The sequence below is a fragment of the Paenibacillus sp. FSL P4-0081 genome (assembly GCF_000758565.1).
GTDB classification, from domain to species: domain Bacteria; phylum Bacillota; class Bacilli; order Paenibacillales; family Paenibacillaceae; genus Paenibacillus_AQ; species Paenibacillus_AQ phytohabitans.
Window position 1 is genome coordinate 8,169,200 of sequence record NZ_CP009280.1, and the last position, 17,246, is coordinate 8,186,445.

Below are 17,246 nucleotides of genomic sequence, written 5' to 3' on the forward strand. Positions count from 1 at the left end.
GCACAAGAAACGGAACCCTAGATGCGCTATTTCACTCATAGTCGGATAATTACAGTGGTCATCCGGTAGAAACTTATGGGCCATATTCCCAAGATTATATGAGGTATTATGATAAGTCTGTTTTTAAAAACCTTCGTATATCTTACACGCTCTGTATGATCCTTACAAGCAAAATTTTAAGTATATTTGCTGTGAATTTCAAAGTGTTTCATGAAATACACGCGTATTTCATCATCGATTCTCCCTGCTCACTAGGCAACCGTTTGTTTATGGGGGGACAGCGCCTGTATTCCTCACCCTTCCTTCCTCTGCGCATTAATGATAAGGAAAACCTGTGCAGGGAGGCATGATACGAATGGCTAAGCAAAAAGACCGGATAACTGTCATTATTCAAAAAGGGAAGCAGCGGATTGTTACCCGCACCCCGCTGGCCGGCATCAGCCGGCTGGTGTTTGTTATCAATAACCAATATACCAACGCAGCCAATACCACACAGATTGCCAGCGGCGCCGGCCGGAGCAGCGCAGCGGGCAGCAATGCTGCCATTGCTTCGCCCTATACCCGCCAGCAGGAGAGTGTCGGAGCCGGGGGGACGGCGGCGAACATAGGCAGCAGGGGCAGTAAGGGCAATAAAGGCTGTAAGGGACAGCGTGGCAGACGACATCACGCCCCCCTGATTCATCCGCACGGCTGGGGGAAGGAGATTGTCATCGTCGTGAACAACCAGACCGTGAAGCTTCCGGGGGGCAGCAGAAGCTCCTCGGCCACACAGGTCGGCAGCGGCAGCGGAACCTACAGCTCGGGCGGAACCAATGCCGCCATCGAGAGTCCCGGATCCAAGCAGCAGCAGGCGGTCGGCGGCGGTGCAGGCGGCCTTGCTTCGAACCGGGCTGCTGCCCGGCGGCGTCAGGGCGGCAGGCGGCGGCGCTGACGCCGCCGCCTGCCGGGAAATGCAATCACGCTTAAACTGGCAAATAACACCGGAAACCTTGTAAAAACCAGGTTTTCCGGTGTTTTCTCTGTGTCCTCTATATCGCCGGGCGTCTATTAAAAGTATACTTATATATATTTAGTAGTATTAACTGAACAAAGGCGGCGAACTATGAGGATTAAACAACAGGTTTGGTTAGCAACATCGGTTACTATACTGCTGCTGGGCAGTATGATTATTATATCTTCACTCTATTTGGAAGGCATTCCGCGTATCTTCATTAATGGATTAAGCGGGGGCGGGATTCTGATTGGAATAGGCCTCATCTTCAGCATTCACCGGAATATTGACCACGGGCTGGACCGGATTACGAACATCTCCCGGGATATCGCCGACGGGACAATTAATCCTGCAGCCGCGGCAACCGTACGCAAGGATGAATTCGGACTGCTCGCAGCTTCTTACTACAAGCTGGCAGCCGATCTTCACCACAGGTCCGCTGAAGAACGCGAACTGCGCATGAAAGCGGAGGAGCAGGCCTGGATTAATACGCAAGTGTCAGAGATGGCAATGCAGCTTCAGGGATCGGTGCATCTGCAGACGGCAGCGCGTGTATTTATCGGCAGGCTGGCTGCCGCTGTCGGCGGAAGCTATGGAGCCGTATATTTGAAGCAGGGCGGTCAGCTAAACTTCGCAGCCGGCTATGCCTTTGACGAATCGGCAGGCCGCCGCGAACCCATTCAGCTGGGCAGCGGACTGGTCGGACAATGCGCGGTGGATCAGCAGACCATCGTGCTGGAGGATCTTCCGGAGCATTATATCAAAGTCCATTCCGCGCTGGGTGAAGCTTCCCCATCTTCGCTTATCGTAGTTCCGATCATGCATGAGCGGGAAGTGGTCGCCGTAATGGAGCTGGCCGCTTTGCACCCGTTCGGTTATAAGGAGCATCAGCTGATCGAGCGGGCGGGTCAAAACATGGGGGTGCTGATCAATACTTTGGCCGGCGTGGCCAGAATTGAAGAGCTGCTGAGCGAAACCCGGCTGCAGAAGGACGAGCTGGAAGCGCAGACCGAGGAACTGACGGCACAGACCCAAGAGCTGGAGGCACAGACCGAAGAGCTTATGGCCCAAACCGAGGAGCTGCGGCTGCAGACGGATCAGCTGCAGGATCAGGGAGAAGAGCTGAAGATGCAGGCCGAGAGCCTGCTGTCCTCCAATGAAGAGCTTCAGGCGCAAATGGAGCTGACAGAGGAACAAAAAGCCGAGATTGAAGCCCAGGCCGATGAGCTGAGGCAGCAGACGGAAGAACTGTACGCCTCCAATCTGGAGCTCCAGCAGCAAATGGAGATTACCAGCCGGCAATCGACAGAGATCAAGGCACAAGCCGATGAATTATCGGCCGCGAACCGCGATATGCAGAAGCAGCTCCAGCTTACAGAACGCCAAAAAGCCGAGATTGCCGATCAGGCTGAAGAGCTTCAGGCCCAAACGAATGAACTTCTGGATCAGAAGGAAGAACTCCAGGCACAGACTGAGGAGCTTCAAGCTCAAACGGAAGAACTCCAGGCCCAGACCGACGAGCTCCAGGCCCAGACCGACGAGCTCCAGGCTCAGGCCGACGAGCTTCTGACCCAGAAAGAAGAGCTAGCGGCCTCCAATGATCAGCTGCTGCTCCAAGTCCGGCTTACCGAGCAGCAGAAGGAAGAAATTCAGGCGCAGGCCCAGGAAATCTTCATGGCTGCCCAGTATAAATCGGAATTCCTCGCCAACGTATCGCATGAACTGCGCACACCGCTGAACAGCCTGCTGATTCTCTCGCAGATCCTCGCCGAGAACAAGGAAGGCAATCTTGAGAAGAAACAGCTGGAATATGTGCATACCATCTTCTCAGCAGGCAAGGATCTGCTGCAGCTGATCGATGAGATTCTCGATCTGGCCAAGCTGGAGGTCGGCAAAATGACTCCTGTTCTTGAACCGGTCTCTTTACAGGACCTCAGCAACCATATTTTCCGCCATTTTGAACAGCAGGCCAAGAAAAAGAATCTCCGGTTCGATGTCCATTCAGACAACAGGCTGCCTGACCATCTGATGACCGACGGCCACAGACTGCAGCAGATTATGAATAATCTGTTGTCCAATGCTATTAAGTTCACCCCGGAGCAAGGCTCCGTTTCCCTGTCCATCCGCACCAGCGGCGAAGAAGTAGTCTTCGCTGTCAGCGATACCGGCATCGGCATTGCCGCCTCCAAGCTGGGGAGCATCTTCGAAGCGTTCCAGCAGGCGGACGGCACCACCAGCCGCAAATACGGCGGCACCGGTCTTGGACTTACGATCTGCCGCGAGCTGGCTACCCTGCTGGGGGGAAGAATTGAAGTGGATTCCGTTGAAGGCAAAGGCAGTACCTTCTCGCTGATCATTCCTGCAGTTGAGCCGGGAGAGGACGCACAGGCGCTGGCTGCCGCTACCTTTGCAGCCGCAGCCACTGCGGATATGCCGGGTTCCGAGACCGGCAGCCGGGAGAATCCGGCTTTCCGGGAATCGTTCGTTCCCGATATTTCCATCACCAATCCGAAGCTGCTGCAATATGCCGAGATGGAGGATGACCGCGGCAATCTGCTCCCCGGCGACACTCTCCTGCTGATCATAGAGGAGGATGCGGAATTCGCCACTATGCTGCTTGAACTGGCGCGCAGCCGGGGCTTCAAGGCGATCGTTGCCTTCCAGGGCGATCAGGGTCTGGCGCTGGCACATGCCTACAAGCCCGATGCCATCCTGCTGGATCTGCATCTTCCCGTTCTGGACGGCTGGTCGATTATCAGCCGGCTGAAGAGCCGGCCGGAGCTGCGCCATATTCCGGTGCATGTCATCTCGACAGCCGAGGAGAATCAGCAGAGCCTGGCGATGGGCGCCTTGTCCTTCTGGAAGAAGCCAAGTGATTATGCCGAACTGGAGGCAGCCTTCCTGCAGATTGAGACGTATATCCGCCGTCCGGTGAAGAGCCTGCTGATTGTTGAAGACAACAAGATTCTGCGCAGCAGCCTTGTCGAATTCATCGCGCATCCCGATGTGAACATTATTGCGGTCGGCACAGGCAGGGAAGCTATGGAGCATCTGGCCAGTCATCATTTTGACTGCATGGTGCTGGACTTAGGCCTGTCGGATATTTCCGGCTTCGATCTGCTGGAGCAGGTCAAAACCAACCGTAAGCTGCAAACCCTGCCGGTCATTATCTATACAGGCAAGGATCTCAGCAAGACCGATGAGCAGCGCCTCAAGCACTACGCCGAGAGCATTGTTATCAAGAATGTACGGTCTATGGAACGGCTCTACGATGATACAGCCTTATACCTCCACCGCAAGCATGCTGACCTGCCGCTGGATAAGCAGCAGCTGATCGAGAATCTGCACAATCCGGAGTCGGCCTTTGCCGGAAAAAGCATTCTGCTTGTGGATGATGATATGCGTAATATTTTTGCGTTATCCAGTGTGCTCGAAGGTTATAATATGGAGATCAGCTTTGCCCAGAACGGTAAAGAAGCCCTGGAGCATCTGGAGACACACCCGGGCGTTGAGCTCGTATTCATGGATATTATGATGCCTGAGATGGATGGTTACGAGACCATGAAGCATATCCGGCTCAGACCGGAGTATGACCAGCTGGTAATTATCGCGCTGACCGCCCGCGCCCTGGAGGAAGACCGGGTCAAATGCCTGCAGGCCGGAGCGAACGATTATATATCCAAACCGATCAATACGACACAGCTGGTGAGTGTGCTGAAATTATGGTTGATTCAGTAGGAGGAATTATGGAGTACCCTATTAATATTTTACTTGTCGATGACCGGCCGGATGAGCTCCTGTCTATGCAGGCTTTGCTGGCCGACACACCTTATCAGCTGATTGGTGCAACCTCCGGCATGGAGGCCCTGAAATGTCTGCTGGAGCAGGAGTTCGCCCTGATTATTATGGATGTGCTCATGCCGGACATGGATGGATTCGAAACGGCGAAGCGGATCAAAGCGCGTCAAAAGTCACGTGACATCCCGATTATATTCCTCACCGCGCTGACTTCAGAGCTGGAGAACTATATGATGGCCTATTCAGCCGGAGCTATAGATTTCCTGACCAAGCCTTTCCATCCGATCGTGCTTAAGAGCAAAATTGACGGCTTCGTCCGCCTCTATCGGACCCGCAAAGAGCTGCAGCTTAAATCCCAGGAGCTGGAGGCGGCGAATAGTGTTCTGACCGAGCTGAAGGACACTGCCGAAGTCGCTCTAAGGATCAAAAGCGGCTTCCTCGCCATGATGAGCCATGAAATCCGCACACCGCTGAACGGAATTATTGCCATGTCGGATGTGCTGCGGACCTCTGAGCTGGCGGCGGATGATCTGGAAATGGCCGAAATCATTCATACAAGCGGCCACGCGCTGGTGTCTGTCATTAATCATATCCTGGACTTCACCAAGATCGAATCCGGCAAAATGGAGCTGGACTATGAGCTGTTCAACCTCCACTCCTGCATCAAGGAAACCGTTGATCTCTTCCGGGCACTCGCCAAGGAACGCAATCTGGTCCTGGAGACCTTCATTGATCCAGCCATTCCCGCACTGCTCATAGGCGATCCCAACCGTCTGCGCCAGGTACTGAACAACCTGATCGGCAATGCAATCAAATTCACCTACTCGGGCGGCGTTAAGGTAGGGGTTCATCTCCGGCAAGCGATGGATAGGGTAATGGAGCTTGAGTTCATTATTGAAGATACCGGCATCGGCATTCCTGCGGACAAAATGAAATACCTGTTCCAGCCGTTCACCCAGATCGGCGCTACGATCAACCGTAAGTTCGGGGGTACCGGACTCGGGCTGTCCATCTGCAAAATGCTGGTCGATCTGATGGGCGGAACAATCTACGCTAAGCCGGATGTTGAGCAAGGGGCCGTCTTTATCTTCACGATTCAGGTCAGTGAAGGACAACCGGATTAGCGCCTTGTCCAGCTGTTTATCTCGGCAGCTGGCCGGACACCAGGCATATCAAAGAACCGCAAGCCTTCGGGGCTTGCGGTTCTTTGTGTACGGTCATAGGTCTGCTGCGCCTTATTCCACGCCGCCGGGCAGCAGCTCCACCTTCTTGTTATTCAGCACATTGTCCTCAAGCACGGCGAATTTATCGCCATACTCTTTAATAATATGCTGCTCTCCCCATGCGCACAGGGAGTCCAGAATGGAGCCGAGTGTCTGTCCGTATTCACTCAGCTCATATTCCACTTTGGGCGGAACCTGATTATAGCTGATCCGGTTGACAATGCCGTCCTGCTCCAGCTCGCGGAGCTGCTGGGTCAGCATTTTCTGCGTAATATTCGGCATATGGCGCTTCAGATCACTCGTCCGCAGCTTGCCATGCGTCAGATGGCAGAGAATAACGCATTTCCACTTCCCCCCGATGACCTCAAGCGTAGCCTCGACTGAAATATTATATTTTTTAGCCATTATAATGCCTCCTGTATGCTCACTTTACATCCCTGTATGTGTCTCCCAGCGGGTAGTTATGGGTACTTTTTGGTACCTATAGTACTTTAAAGTACGTACTATCCATTTGCGTATCTGTACTCCATAATAGCACTTACCGGCCGGTGATTACCATAGTAGGAGTGAAGAACATGTCTCTGGACACAAAAAGAAGTACCCTCGCGCTGCTGGCTCTGGCGATCAGCGCCTTTGCGATAGGAACAACCGAGTTTATCAGTGTCGGGCTGCTGCCGCTCATAGCTGATGACCTGAATATATCCGTGACCACCGCCGGATTAACCGTAACTCTGTATGCGCTCGGCGTAACCTTCGGTGCGCCTGTGCTAACCTCGCTGACCACAAGAGTCTCCCGCAAAACACTGCTGCTCCTGCTGATGCTCGTATTCATCGCCGGTAACAGTCTTGCAGCCGCTGCTGGCGGAATCGGCACCCTGCTGGCCGCCCGGGTAATATCCGCCCTCTCGCATGGCCTGTTCATGTCGATCGCCTCCACCATCGCCGCCGACCTGGTGCCTGAGAACCGCAGGGCCAGCGCCATCTCCATTATGTTCACCGGCCTTACCGTAGCCACGGTCACTGGCGTGCCGCTCGGCACCTTCCTCGGACAGCAGCTGGGCTGGCGGGCTGCCTTCACCGCCATTGTGGTGATCGGCATTCTAGCGCTGATCGCCAATCTGATTCTAGTGCCCGCCGGACTCCGCAAGGGGACCCGCACGCCGCTGCGCGAGCAGGTCAAGCTGGTGACGAACGGCCGGCTGCTGCTGGCTTTTGCCATTACAGCCCTGGGCTACGGCGGAACGTTCGTCGTCTTCACTTATCTCTCCCCGCTGCTGCATGAGATCAGCGGCTTCCAGGAGAAGACGGTCGCTGTGATCCTGCTCGTCTATGGCATCGCCATTGCCATCGGCAATGTGATCGGCGGCAGAGCAGCGAACCGCAAGCCGATGAACGCCTTATTCTATATGTTCGCCCTGCAGGCCGCCGTGCTGCTGATCCTCACCTTCACGGCTCCGTTCAAAACCGCCGCCCTGATCACCATCTTCTTCATGGGGCTGCTCGCCTTTATGAACGTCCCCGGGCTGCAGGTCTATGTAGTAATGCTGGCTGACCGGTTCGCGCCCGGCGCCAGAGATGTCGCCTCTGCTGTCAACATTGCCGCGTTCAACGCAGGCATTGCCATCGGAGCCTACCTCGGCGGCCTGGTCACCGATCATATGGGACTGATTCACACCGCCTGGTTAGGCGCTGTCATGGTGTTCGGGGCCGTTCTGCTCACGGCTTGGAGCCGGGCGCTGGAGAACAGAGACGAACGTATGCAGCGGGCGGAAGCTGCTTAAGCCTAAGTGCTGTGTATGCCGCAAAAGGCAGTGTGCGCAGTCAAGCGGTATGCATGGTCTGATTATAGGCTATAGCTGCCGCAATCCCTTTCTCGTAATACCTCGCTGGCTGTGACGGGGAGAGCATCTTGCTTCTTAAATTCCTGCCCATAATACAACATTTCCCTCTTTATTCCGGGCAAATTTTAGGATTGTTGTATGAAATGCAGCATTTCTTGTCTTCTAAGCGGCTTATCGAAGAAATTATTGTATTTAATACAACAATCCTTTAGTAAATCCGGATATCAAGGAATCAAAGCTGCACTACGTACAACATTTTGCCCGTAACTACACTATTCCTTCAGGAGGTCATTCGATATGGCACAGCATTTACAAGATAGAACAATACTTCAGGGCGGCGTGAGTATGCCGTGGGTCGGACTCGGAGTTTTTCAGGTAGAGGACGGCGACGGGCTGGTGCAGGCGGTGAAGTCCGCAATTGCCCACGGCTACCGCAGTATTGATACAGCCGCAGTCTATGCCAACGAGCGCGGGGTCGGGCAAGCAGTCAAGGAAGCTATGGCCGGAAACAAGCTGGCCCGCGAAGAGCTGTTCATAACCTCCAAGGTCTGGAATGCAGACCTTGGTTATGAAGAGACCCTTGCTGCTTACGAGGCCAGTCTTGAGAAGCTGGGTTTAGAATATTTGGATCTGTATCTCATTCACTGGCCGGTGAAGGGCAAATACAAGGAGTCCTGGAGAGCGCTCGAAGCCCTCTATAAAGCAGGCCGCGTCAAAGCCATCGGCGTCAGCAATTTCCAGATTCATCATCTGGAGGATATCCTGCAGGATGCGGAGATCAAGCCGATGGTCAATCAGGTTGAGCTGCATCCTTATCTGTCCCAGCAGCCGCTGCGGAGCTTCGCTAAGACGCATGGCATCCAGATCGAAGCATGGGCTCCGCTGATGCAGGGCCAGTTGCTGGATCAGCCGGTGCTAACGGAAATCGCCGCCAGCCACGGCAAGTCCGTTGCCCAGATCATCCTGCGCTGGGATCTGCAGCATGGGATCGTCACCATTCCGAAATCAACCAGAGAGCAGCGGATCATCGAGAATGCCTCCCTATTCGATTTCGAGTTGAGTGACGCCGAAATGGACCGCATTGACAGCCTCAATCGTGATCAGCGGACCGGTCCCGATCCGGACAATTTCGATTTCTAAGCGGTTGGCGTTCCGCCTGGTGTCCAGCTTGCGATATATCTGTCAATAGAAGAAGCTCCAGCCTTCACACTCTGAAGACGGGAGCTTCTTTTGCTCTTTGTACTTTACTCTTACTCCTTACTCCTTACTCTTTACTCTTTACTCTTACTCTTTACTCTTTACTCTTACTCTTTACTCTTACTCCCACTCTTACTCCTACTCTTACTCCTACTCTTACTCCTACTCCTTACTGTCACTCTTTACTCTCAATCTTTACTCTTACTCCTTACTCTCACTCCTTGCCCCGTTTTCCCCTTCGTTGCCGTCTCTGCAACCCTAACCGCCCACCATAGCAATAAGCACAGGTAGAGCCAGGAAGGATGCCAGCGTAGTCCAGACAATACAGCGCGAGACCAGTGATGGCGAGCTGCCGAAGCGTTCGGCCAGCACCACGGAATTGACGGCTACCGGCATCGAGGCCAGAATCAGCAGCACCGAGAATAAGGTGCCCGTAATGTTCAGCGCGAGCAGCACCAGTGCGGCCAGCAGCGGAGCCAGAAGCAGCCGGACGGTCAGCCCCGTCCAGAATGCAAGCTGCACGTTGCGCTCCGTATGCGCAGCCCGGACCTTCACCATCTGCGAGCCGAGGATCGCCAGCACTACCGGCGAGTAGGCTCCTGCAGCCATCGATACGCCCGAAGCCAGCTCATGCGGCATATGCAGGCCGAGCGCCCGCAGCAGCAGGGCCAGAATGGCCGCATAGATGGCCGGCAGTGAGAAGACTGACTTCACGGCGCTGCGCACCGAGAACTGTGATCTGGCGGCAAAATACACGCCGATCGTATTCACAATCACCATCTGGGCGATGACATAGACCGATGCCTTGTCCAGGCCCAGCTGGCCGAAGGCCAGCAGCACTAGCGGCAGACCGTAATTGACGCTGTTCGTGAAGGTGGAGATGAGCGTCAGGCCGGCGGCTTCCGGCGGAGCCAGCTTCAGGATTTTACCGATCAGGGTAGCCAGCCCCCATAAGAGAAACAGATTCAGCAGCGAGAATGCGAGCGTCTTATAGACATCATCGAAGGAGATTTCAGCCGTAGCAAGCGTATCCAGGATAATTGCCGGACTGAGAAAATACAGGTACAGCGTCAGCAGGGGCTTCGTGTCAAGATTCTTATAACGTCCGAGCAGCGCCCCGGCGGCCACCGGAATGGACAGCGGCACAATAACCTCTACAAGTGTCGATAGTACAGTCTGAATCACAAGCCAGGACCCCTCTGTTCCTTAGTTACTCCCTACTATAACCTTTGGGGCAAAGAGCGTCTAAGACCGGGAATCAATATCCTTAATAGAAACTGCCTATGGCAGCCCGCCGCTTGCAGTCTTTGCAACAAATGCCGCCCGAAGGGCAGAGTCGGCACCTTACCAAGGGATAGATTAGACCTCACTACCCTGCTCTGCCAAGGTGCATGACATTCACCTGGAATTGACGGCATAGGCATCCCACTCTGAGATAATAGTTGGAAAAACGTATCTTAATTCGGCTTTTTATGATCCTTTGCCGCAATTAAGTGGATTAACGTCATTTAATTTCCTGCCTTTTCTCTTTTCTGATTTATATGCAGCCTATTAAGTGCTGATTTTACAACTATTGTCCGGCAGGTAATCTTCCGCTCATAAGCAAGTGGAGAAATTCCATATATTTCGATCCACTGGCTCTACCTCCACCACCGGTTATCAGGCGCAGCGTATAAATTCTTATCTTTAGACAAAAAATCCTGTACCCTTATCAAAGCAGGGTACAGGATTTAAGAATTACAGGATTTAAGATTTATAGCATTTTAATCTCAAGCAGCTCATATTTGATGACGCCCATTGGGGCATTAACGCTGATAATGTCGCCCACTTTTTTGCCGATCAGCTCTTTGCCGAGCGGACTTTCGTAAGAAATCTTGTTGTCCAGCACATCAGCCTCTGCGGGACCAACCACTCTATATTCAATCTTTTCGGAGTATTCCACATCATTCAGAATGACGATGCAGCCTACGCTGACTGTGCTCAGATCCATATTGCTTGAATCCACAATCTGCGCCTTGATCAGCATCTTCTCCAGAATCATGATCCGTGTCTCCATGAAGGATTGATCCTCCTTCGCGGAGTGGTATTCGCTGTTCTCCTTCAAATCGCCGTAGCTGATCGCCAGCTTAAGCCGGGCTGCAAGCTCCTTGCGCCCTGCTCCCTTAAGTTCTCTCAGCTCATCCTCGAGTTTGGCCAAGCCTTCTTTCGTCAAAAACACTTCGTCATTGTTGGACATGTATACAACTCCTATTATTTGCTCGCTTTATTGTATTCTAACTCATATTCGCCCAACATGCGAAGAGAAAGCGCTACAGCGGCAAATCGCCACAATTCCAGCACAGCAAAAATAACCCATTATCATTTACAATAGGGACAGATTCCAAATCCAACCACAGTCAGGAGCACTTAGAATTGATGTTTATGCAATCCTCTAAAGTATACCGCTTTACAATCTGCTTGGCCGCCGCACTGATTCTGCTCTCGGGTTCGAGCCTGTCCATTACAGCTGCAGCAAAGCCATCGTCCTCTTCACCAGCGGCTCCAAGCTATGATATCGTTGTTATCGGAAGTGAAATTCAAGGTGTACTGCTCGCCAAGGAAGCCGTTAAGGCGGGCCTGAAGGTGCTGATGCTTGATCCCCGCAGCAAACCGGGCGGTGAATTGATCCAAGGACAAATGTTCTTCCTCGATGACGTGAACGACAATAAGCAGCGAAGTCTTGTTCAAGGCGAAATCAAGAACCTGTTCAACGGATACAAAGCCGGAACCATCCGCAAGGCAGCGGATTTCCAGACGTATTTTGACAAGATCATTCAAGGAATTCCGCTGAAAAGCGGGGTCGTTCTGGATCATGTAGACATTAAGACAGCAGGCAGCGGCAAAACTCTTAGCTCGCTTACGTACCACGGCAAAGACGGCAACAAAGTTACAATTCAATCCCGTTACTGGGTGGAGAATACGGATTACAACGCCCTAAGCAGTCAGCTGAAGGAAGCCCGGATTCCGGGAATGGAAACTATATATAACGGTAAGAAACCGGATTATATGGCCGCTACCTATATGCTCAATTTCAAAAATGTAGATTGGAATCTGCTGCACCAGCGTATTCTGGAGGATTATCCGCTTACGAATGTGCGCAAGAAATATGGCCCCAATACCTATGTGGACTGGCATTTCGCTACCGGGTTCAGCAATATTACCAATACCTACATCACTAAGGACAAGCAGCTGAGGCTACGAGGATTGAATGCCACCTACCAAAAAAACGGCCAGGTAATCATCAACGGGCTGCTCATTTACGATGTAAACCCCTCAGACCCCAAATCCGTAGCGTCCGCAGTTCAGAGGGGGCAAGCTGAAGCACCTTTCATTCTAAGCTTCTTGCGCAAGAATATTCCCGGCTTCGCCAAAGCAGAGCTGAATGGCTTTCCGGAGTACCTCTATATTCGTGACTATAACCGGTATGAGACTAAATATGTCCTGGATTACCCGGATCTGATGAATAGCCGGATGTTCTGGGATAATGTAAGTATCGGCGGCTACTCCATAGATTTGCAGGGGACCCGGGCGATTCCGACCGGTATTGGCTACGGCAAGCCGGACCGTTATGGACTGCCGCTGCGCTCCTTCGAGTTGAAGTCTTATGACAATGTGCTGGTGACCGGAAAAAATGTCGGTGCCAGCATCAAGGCCTACGGCAGTGCACGAATCATGCCGACCACCGCACTGGCAGCACAGACCATCGGCATCATTCTTGGGCGGGAACGCAACAAGCCGCTGGCTAACCTTACGGAGGCGGATTTCAAGCGGATTCGAGCCTATCTGAAACAAGATTATCAGATTGTCCTACAGTAGAAATTTTCTATCTATATTATGTATACACAGCAAACCGCCATTCTGATCCGCGAGAATCTGGAGTGACGGTTGTTTGTATATCCAGCGGCAGCCCTTTTACCTGTTCGCCCTCTGCTTCCCGGCCCCGGCCTGCAACACAGGAGCTGCCGCTGCCTTGCCGTTTCCGCTTCTCAGCAGAAAGGTCAGCGGAATCGCCAGCAGTCCAACCACCGTAGCGATCAGGAAAATATCCTGTACGCCCAGGGTCATTCCCTGCGCCTTGATCAGCGCACCTGCCGCAGAAGCTCCGCCGCTGAGTTCCTGCTGATGGGCGAGTGATCTGGAGGCGAGCAAGGAGCTGAACACCGCAATGGACAACGCGCCTGTAGCCTGGCGGACCCAGTTCGTCACAGAAGAAGCATGCCCTGTGATCTGCTTGGGTACGGCTGACATCCCGGCATTCGTCACCGGCATGAAGGCCAGGGCAATGCCAACATTGCGCAGGGCCATCAGCATCGCCACACGGGTATGTGTAACGGCCAGCGTAATATGGCTAAGCTCCCAGGTTGAAGCGCTCAGCAGCAGAATACCGCTGAGAATGAGCCAGAACGGGCCGATCCGGGAATACAGCTTGCCGACGACCGGCGACATGACCGCCATCACGATTGAGCCCGGCAGCAGCACCAGCGCCGTCTTCAGCGGAGTGGACTGCTGGATATCCTGCAGGAAGACCGGAATTAGGAAGGTCCCCGAGTATAACGCAACGGTAATAATACAGTTGATGATCAGACTGTAGGTGAACCGGCTCTGCTTGAATACCTTAAGGTTCAGCAGCGGCTCCTGCAGAGACAGCTCCCGGCGGATGAAGTAGGTTAAGGCCGCTGCACCAATCAGCAGCAGGGATAAGGTCTTCCATGAGGTCCAGCCCCAGGCATTCCCCTTATTGAAGGCGAGAATAATAAAGGCGCTGCTCAGAATCACGGTTACGAATCCCGGCAGATCGAAGCTTCTGCTGCTGGCGGTTTGACGCTGGTACGGCAGGCATTTCAGCGCTACCACAATCGCGATGATGCCGATCGGCAGATTGATCATGAACAGCGATTTCCAGCCGAAGTAGCCGGTAAGCCAGCCGCCGAGCGTTGGCCCGAAGGCAGGAGCCAGCATGGAGGACAGGCTCCAGAGGCTCATGGCGAAAGCCTGCTTCTCTTTCTCGATAAATTGATAAATCATCGTCATCGTCGTCGGGATAATCAGCCCGCCGAATATTCCCTGCACAATCCGGAAAATAATCAGGGAATGAATACTCCAGGCCACGGTACACAGCCCGGAGAACAAGGTGAAGCCCGACAGGGCAAACACATAGAGATATTTATAGCTCCACTTGTCGCCGAAATATCCTACGACCGGAGCAATTACGCCGGTAGCCAGCAGATAACCCGTAATCATCCATTGCACCGTGCTGATCTCTGCATGGAAGTCTTTCAGAAACACCGGGAACGCAACGTTAATCGTTGTTGTACTGAGAATGGCCATGAAATTACCGAAAAAGATGGCCAGAATAATAAGCCAGAATGATGAATTTTTTGCCGTCTGATTACCCAAGTATGCTCTCTCCTCTGCACTGCCACCACTATAAACATTAGCTTCACACTAATATAGGTGTATGATACAATCATTTCAATATACGTGTATTATACAACTATCATCCTGGAAGTCAATATGACTTATTTCATTAGAGTTTCATTATGCTTTCATAAATAACCGCAGCTTTCGCTTAGGGCTGCATTATCACTTATAATATGGAGACATATAAGGCTGGACCTTAAGAATTACTCAATCATAAAGGACGGATACTAACTATGGCTGATGAACAGACTGATAAAAACCTCGAAACCCTGAACCATGAGCTGATTACGCTAATCCGCCTCGGTTCGCTCGATAAAAAACATGGCGGCCTGGACCGCTCCTCCTACACCCTGCTCCACCATCTGTCGAACCACGATAAGGTAGGCGTTAAAGCGCTCGCCGAAGAATTCGGCCTCGATACCTCTACCATCAGCAGGCAGACGAGCGTCCTTGAGGCGAAGGACTATGTGGTAAAGGTGCCTGATCCGCAGGATGGAAGATCAAGCTATTTTCAGATTACCGCGCTGGGTACGCATACGTTTGCCGAGGCCCGGGACATCCGGCTGCAGCGCTATGAGCAGATTTTTGAAGACTGGTCTCCCGGGGACTGCCAGACCTTCAGCGGACTGCTGGCCAGGCTCAACCGGAAACTGCAGCAAAAGCCAGACTAAGGATTGACGAATAATGACGAAACTGGTAGATTGAATTAATCATACAATTTAACTCGGAATTATATTTTAGCCAAAGGGGCTGGTTCTGCATGAATTTTATCTTCTTTTCCCCGCATTTCCCTAAGAACAGCGCTGATTTCTGTACCCAGCTGCAGCAGCAGGGGGCGACGGTGCTCGGGATTGGCGATGCCGAATATGACCAGCTGGAGGACAAGCTGAAGTCGGCACTGACGGAGTATTATAAAGTAAGCAATCTGGAGAGCTACGAGGAGATCCTGCGGGCCGTTGCTTTTTTCACCTATAAATACGGTAAGATTGACCGCTTCGAGTCGCTGAACGAATACTGGCTGGAGCAGGATGCCGCTATCCGCACGGATTTCAACATTTACGGCACCAAGTCCGATTTCGTCTCCAACCTGAAGCAGAAATCCAAGATGAAAGAATTCTTCCATAAAAGCGGTGTAAGCACCGTTCAGTTCTCCACCGGGACTACGCGTGAAAGCGTGGAGAGCTTCATCCAAAGCGCCGGCTTCCCGCTGGTGGTTAAGCCCGATCTCGGCTCCGGTGCCAGCAATACGTACAAGATTAATAACGAAGAGGAGCTGCAGCACTTTTTTGACACCAAGCCGGAGGATGTAGCCTTTATTATTGAGGAATTCATCGATGGCGTTATCCTCACCTATGACGGGCTGGTGGATATTGACGGTAATGTGCGGTTCGCGGTCAGCCACCTGTTCGAGAATAGTGTCATGGAGGTCGTCAACACGGATAACCACCTCTACTATTTCTGTCTGAGAGATATCAGCCCCGAGGTAGAAGAGGCCGGGAAGAATATTCTGAAGGCTTTTGACATCCGGGAACGGTTCTTCCATATCGAGCTGTTCAAATCACACAAGGATGGCCGGATCATTGCCCTGGAAGTGAATATGCGTCCCCCGGGCGCCTGGATGACCGATGCCATTAACTTCGCATACGATGTGGATGTCTATAAAGAATGGGCCAGCATGATCGTACACAATGAGGTCGGCGGTCCTTACGAAGGCAAATATTACACCGGCTATGCCAGCCGCAAGAATCATAAGCATTACGCTCACAGCCACGAGGACATCTACCGCACATTCGGCGGGCAGATTGTGAATTATGCCGAGATCGAAGAGGTATTCAGCAGAGCGATGGGTAACAGCGCTTATCAGTTCCGTTCTCCCGAGCTTTCGGAGGTCAGGGACATCAGAGGTTATATTCACCAAGAAGAGGGATAGGATGTGTTAACGGATGAGGATAAGCTACCATAAGGAGTACAGCCACAACCTGGGCAGAGACATGGAATATAAAATATACGGCCACGCCGGCAAACCGATGCTCGTCTTCCCCACGTCGCTTGGACGCTTTTATCAATATGAGGATTCGGGCATGATTGACACGCTCTCCTCCTTCATTGAAGCGGGCAAGCTGCAGATATGGGCCTGCGACAGTATTGATGAAGAGACCTTCTTCTCCACTCACTGGAATAACGAGGACCGGGTGCACCGCCATGAGCAGTATGATAAATATATCGCGCATGAGCTGATTCCCGGCATCCTCCACCAGAGCAAGCAGAACAACGGCGGGACCGATCAGCGCATTCTGATCTCAGGCTGCTCTATGGGCGCTTATTACAGTGCCAGCTTCTTTTTCCGTTATCCGCAATATTTCGATACCTTAATCGCCCTGAGCGGCGTCTATTCCACCTATTATTTCTTCGGCGACTATATGAGCGAGCAGATCTACCTGAATTCACCGCTGCATTATCTGCCGGGACTGACGGATGATTATTATCTGAACCAGTACCGCAGCAGCAACATCATCGTCTGCGTCGGACAAGGCGCGTATGAGGATGAAATGCTGCATGAGACCCGGCTGCTTCAGGATGTGCTCGGACGCAAAGGCATTCCCGCACGGATCGACTACTGGGGGCATGATGCCGGTCATGACTGGCCGTGGTGGAACAAGCAGATTCATTATTATGTGGAAGGCTGCCTATAGCACGTTTATAGATAAAAAGAACGGGACTGTCCAGCCATCATTG

Annotated in this window: 13 protein-coding genes and 1 riboswitch; of the genes, 9 read left to right on the forward strand and 4 right to left on the reverse strand. The window is 52.6% G+C overall.

Going from position 1 to position 17,246, the window contains the following annotated elements; translation table 11 throughout:
• Window positions 1-18: 18 nt before the first annotated feature.
• A riboswitch (purine riboswitch) is annotated at window positions 19-122 on the reverse strand.
• 233 nt (window positions 123-355) lie between these two features.
• The 3 genes from P40081_RS34795 to P40081_RS34805 all read left to right on the forward strand — a co-directional run bounded on the left by P40081_RS34795 (window position 356) and on the right by P40081_RS34805 (window position 5,913).
• Window positions 356-931, forward strand: coding sequence for a hypothetical protein (locus P40081_RS34795; protein WP_063779814.1), 576 nt, complete (start codon window positions 356-358; stop codon window positions 929-931).
• Between the two features lie 171 nt (window positions 932-1,102).
• A complete protein-coding gene (locus tag P40081_RS34800) occupies window positions 1,103-4,729 on the forward strand; it encodes a response regulator (protein ID WP_231575252.1) in 3,627 nt (1,208 codons plus the stop codon).
• A gap of 8 nt (window positions 4,730-4,737) precedes the next feature.
• Window positions 4,738-5,913, forward strand: coding sequence for an ATP-binding response regulator (locus P40081_RS34805; RefSeq protein ID WP_042140411.1), 1,176 nt, complete (start codon window positions 4,738-4,740; stop codon window positions 5,911-5,913).
• Window positions 5,914-6,024: 111 nt separating this feature from the next.
• Here the strand turns inward: P40081_RS34805 and P40081_RS34810 are convergent, their stop codons facing one another.
• Window positions 6,025-6,417 carry a winged helix-turn-helix transcriptional regulator gene (locus P40081_RS34810; RefSeq protein ID WP_042140412.1) on the reverse strand — a complete coding sequence of 131 codons (393 nt, stop codon included), beginning with the start codon at window positions 6,415-6,417 and terminating at the stop codon, window positions 6,025-6,027.
• 170 nt (window positions 6,418-6,587) lie between these two features.
• Between P40081_RS34810 and P40081_RS34815 the strand changes: the two genes are divergently transcribed.
• Both P40081_RS34815 and P40081_RS34820 read left to right on the forward strand, forming a co-directional pair.
• Window positions 6,588-7,793 carry an MFS transporter gene (locus P40081_RS34815; RefSeq protein ID WP_042140413.1) on the forward strand — a complete coding sequence of 402 codons (1,206 nt, stop codon included), beginning with the start codon at window positions 6,588-6,590 and terminating at the stop codon, window positions 7,791-7,793.
• A 357-nt stretch (window positions 7,794-8,150) separates the two neighbouring features.
• Entirely contained in the window at window positions 8,151-8,993 is an 843-nt protein-coding gene (locus P40081_RS34820; RefSeq protein ID WP_042140414.1) for an aldo/keto reductase, read from the forward strand.
• A gap of 315 nt (window positions 8,994-9,308) precedes the next feature.
• Here P40081_RS34820 and P40081_RS34825 read toward each other — a convergent pair whose 3' ends face one another.
• Together P40081_RS34825 and greA are read right to left on the reverse strand one after the other, a co-directional pair.
• Window positions 9,309-10,235, reverse strand: coding sequence for an AEC family transporter (locus P40081_RS34825; protein WP_042140415.1), 927 nt, complete (start codon window positions 10,233-10,235; stop codon window positions 9,309-9,311).
• 568 nt (window positions 10,236-10,803) lie between these two features.
• A complete protein-coding gene (gene greA, locus P40081_RS34830) occupies window positions 10,804-11,286 on the reverse strand; it encodes a transcription elongation factor GreA (protein ID WP_042140416.1) in 483 nt (160 codons plus the stop codon).
• A gap of 185 nt (window positions 11,287-11,471) precedes the next feature.
• On the opposite strand from greA, the gene P40081_RS34835 reads away from it, so the two are divergent.
• Entirely contained in the window at window positions 11,472-12,905 is a 1,434-nt protein-coding gene (locus P40081_RS34835; protein ID WP_438825791.1) for an FAD-dependent oxidoreductase, read from the forward strand.
• A gap of 96 nt (window positions 12,906-13,001) precedes the next feature.
• Here P40081_RS34835 and P40081_RS34840 read toward each other — a convergent pair whose 3' ends face one another.
• Window positions 13,002-14,486, reverse strand: coding sequence for an MDR family MFS transporter (locus P40081_RS34840; protein ID WP_042140418.1), 1,485 nt, complete (start codon window positions 14,484-14,486; stop codon window positions 13,002-13,004).
• Between the two features lie 257 nt (window positions 14,487-14,743).
• Here P40081_RS34840 and P40081_RS34845 point away from each other — a divergent pair, with 257 nt between their 5' ends.
• The 3 genes from P40081_RS34845 (at window position 14,744) to P40081_RS34855 (ending at window position 17,203) form a co-directional block, all read left to right on the forward strand.
• Window positions 14,744-15,181: a MarR family winged helix-turn-helix transcriptional regulator gene (locus tag P40081_RS34845; RefSeq protein ID WP_042140419.1), complete on the forward strand. Its 438-nt coding sequence runs from the start codon at window positions 14,744-14,746 to the stop codon at window positions 15,179-15,181.
• A gap of 89 nt (window positions 15,182-15,270) precedes the next feature.
• Window positions 15,271-16,440 carry an ATP-grasp domain-containing protein gene (locus P40081_RS34850; protein WP_042140420.1) on the forward strand — a complete coding sequence of 390 codons (1,170 nt, stop codon included), beginning with the start codon at window positions 15,271-15,273 and terminating at the stop codon, window positions 16,438-16,440.
• A gap of 13 nt (window positions 16,441-16,453) precedes the next feature.
• Window positions 16,454-17,203: an esterase family protein gene (locus P40081_RS34855; protein WP_042140421.1), complete on the forward strand. Its 750-nt coding sequence runs from the start codon at window positions 16,454-16,456 to the stop codon at window positions 17,201-17,203.
• Window positions 17,204-17,246 lie beyond the last annotated feature (43 nt).

Excerpts from the sequence above, each read along its gene's own strand:
- P40081_RS34810 (WP_042140412.1), bottom strand. The coding sequence starts at position 6,417 with ATGGCTAAAAAATATAATATTTCAGTCGAGGCTACGCTTGAGGTCATC.
- P40081_RS34805 (WP_042140411.1), top strand. The coding sequence starts at position 4,738 with ATGGAGTACCCTATTAATATTTTACTTGTCGATGACCGGCCGGATGAG.
- P40081_RS34855 (WP_042140421.1), top strand. The coding sequence starts at position 16,454 with ATGAGGATAAGCTACCATAAGGAGTACAGCCACAACCTGGGCAGAGAC.
- P40081_RS34815 (WP_042140413.1), top strand. The coding sequence starts at position 6,588 with ATGTCTCTGGACACAAAAAGAAGTACCCTCGCGCTGCTGGCTCTGGCG.
- P40081_RS34820 (WP_042140414.1), top strand. The coding sequence starts at position 8,151 with ATGGCACAGCATTTACAAGATAGAACAATACTTCAGGGCGGCGTGAGT.
- P40081_RS34795 (WP_063779814.1), top strand. The coding sequence starts at position 356 with ATGGCTAAGCAAAAAGACCGGATAACTGTCATTATTCAAAAAGGGAAG.
- P40081_RS34835 (WP_438825791.1), top strand. The coding sequence starts at position 11,472 with ATGCAATCCTCTAAAGTATACCGCTTTACAATCTGCTTGGCCGCCGCA.
- P40081_RS34800 (WP_231575252.1), top strand. The coding sequence starts at position 1,103 with ATGAGGATTAAACAACAGGTTTGGTTAGCAACATCGGTTACTATACTG.
- greA (WP_042140416.1), bottom strand. The coding sequence starts at position 11,286 with ATGTCCAACAATGACGAAGTGTTTTTGACGAAAGAAGGCTTGGCCAAA.
- P40081_RS34845 (WP_042140419.1), top strand. The coding sequence starts at position 14,744 with ATGGCTGATGAACAGACTGATAAAAACCTCGAAACCCTGAACCATGAG.
- P40081_RS34850 (WP_042140420.1), top strand. The coding sequence starts at position 15,271 with ATGAATTTTATCTTCTTTTCCCCGCATTTCCCTAAGAACAGCGCTGAT.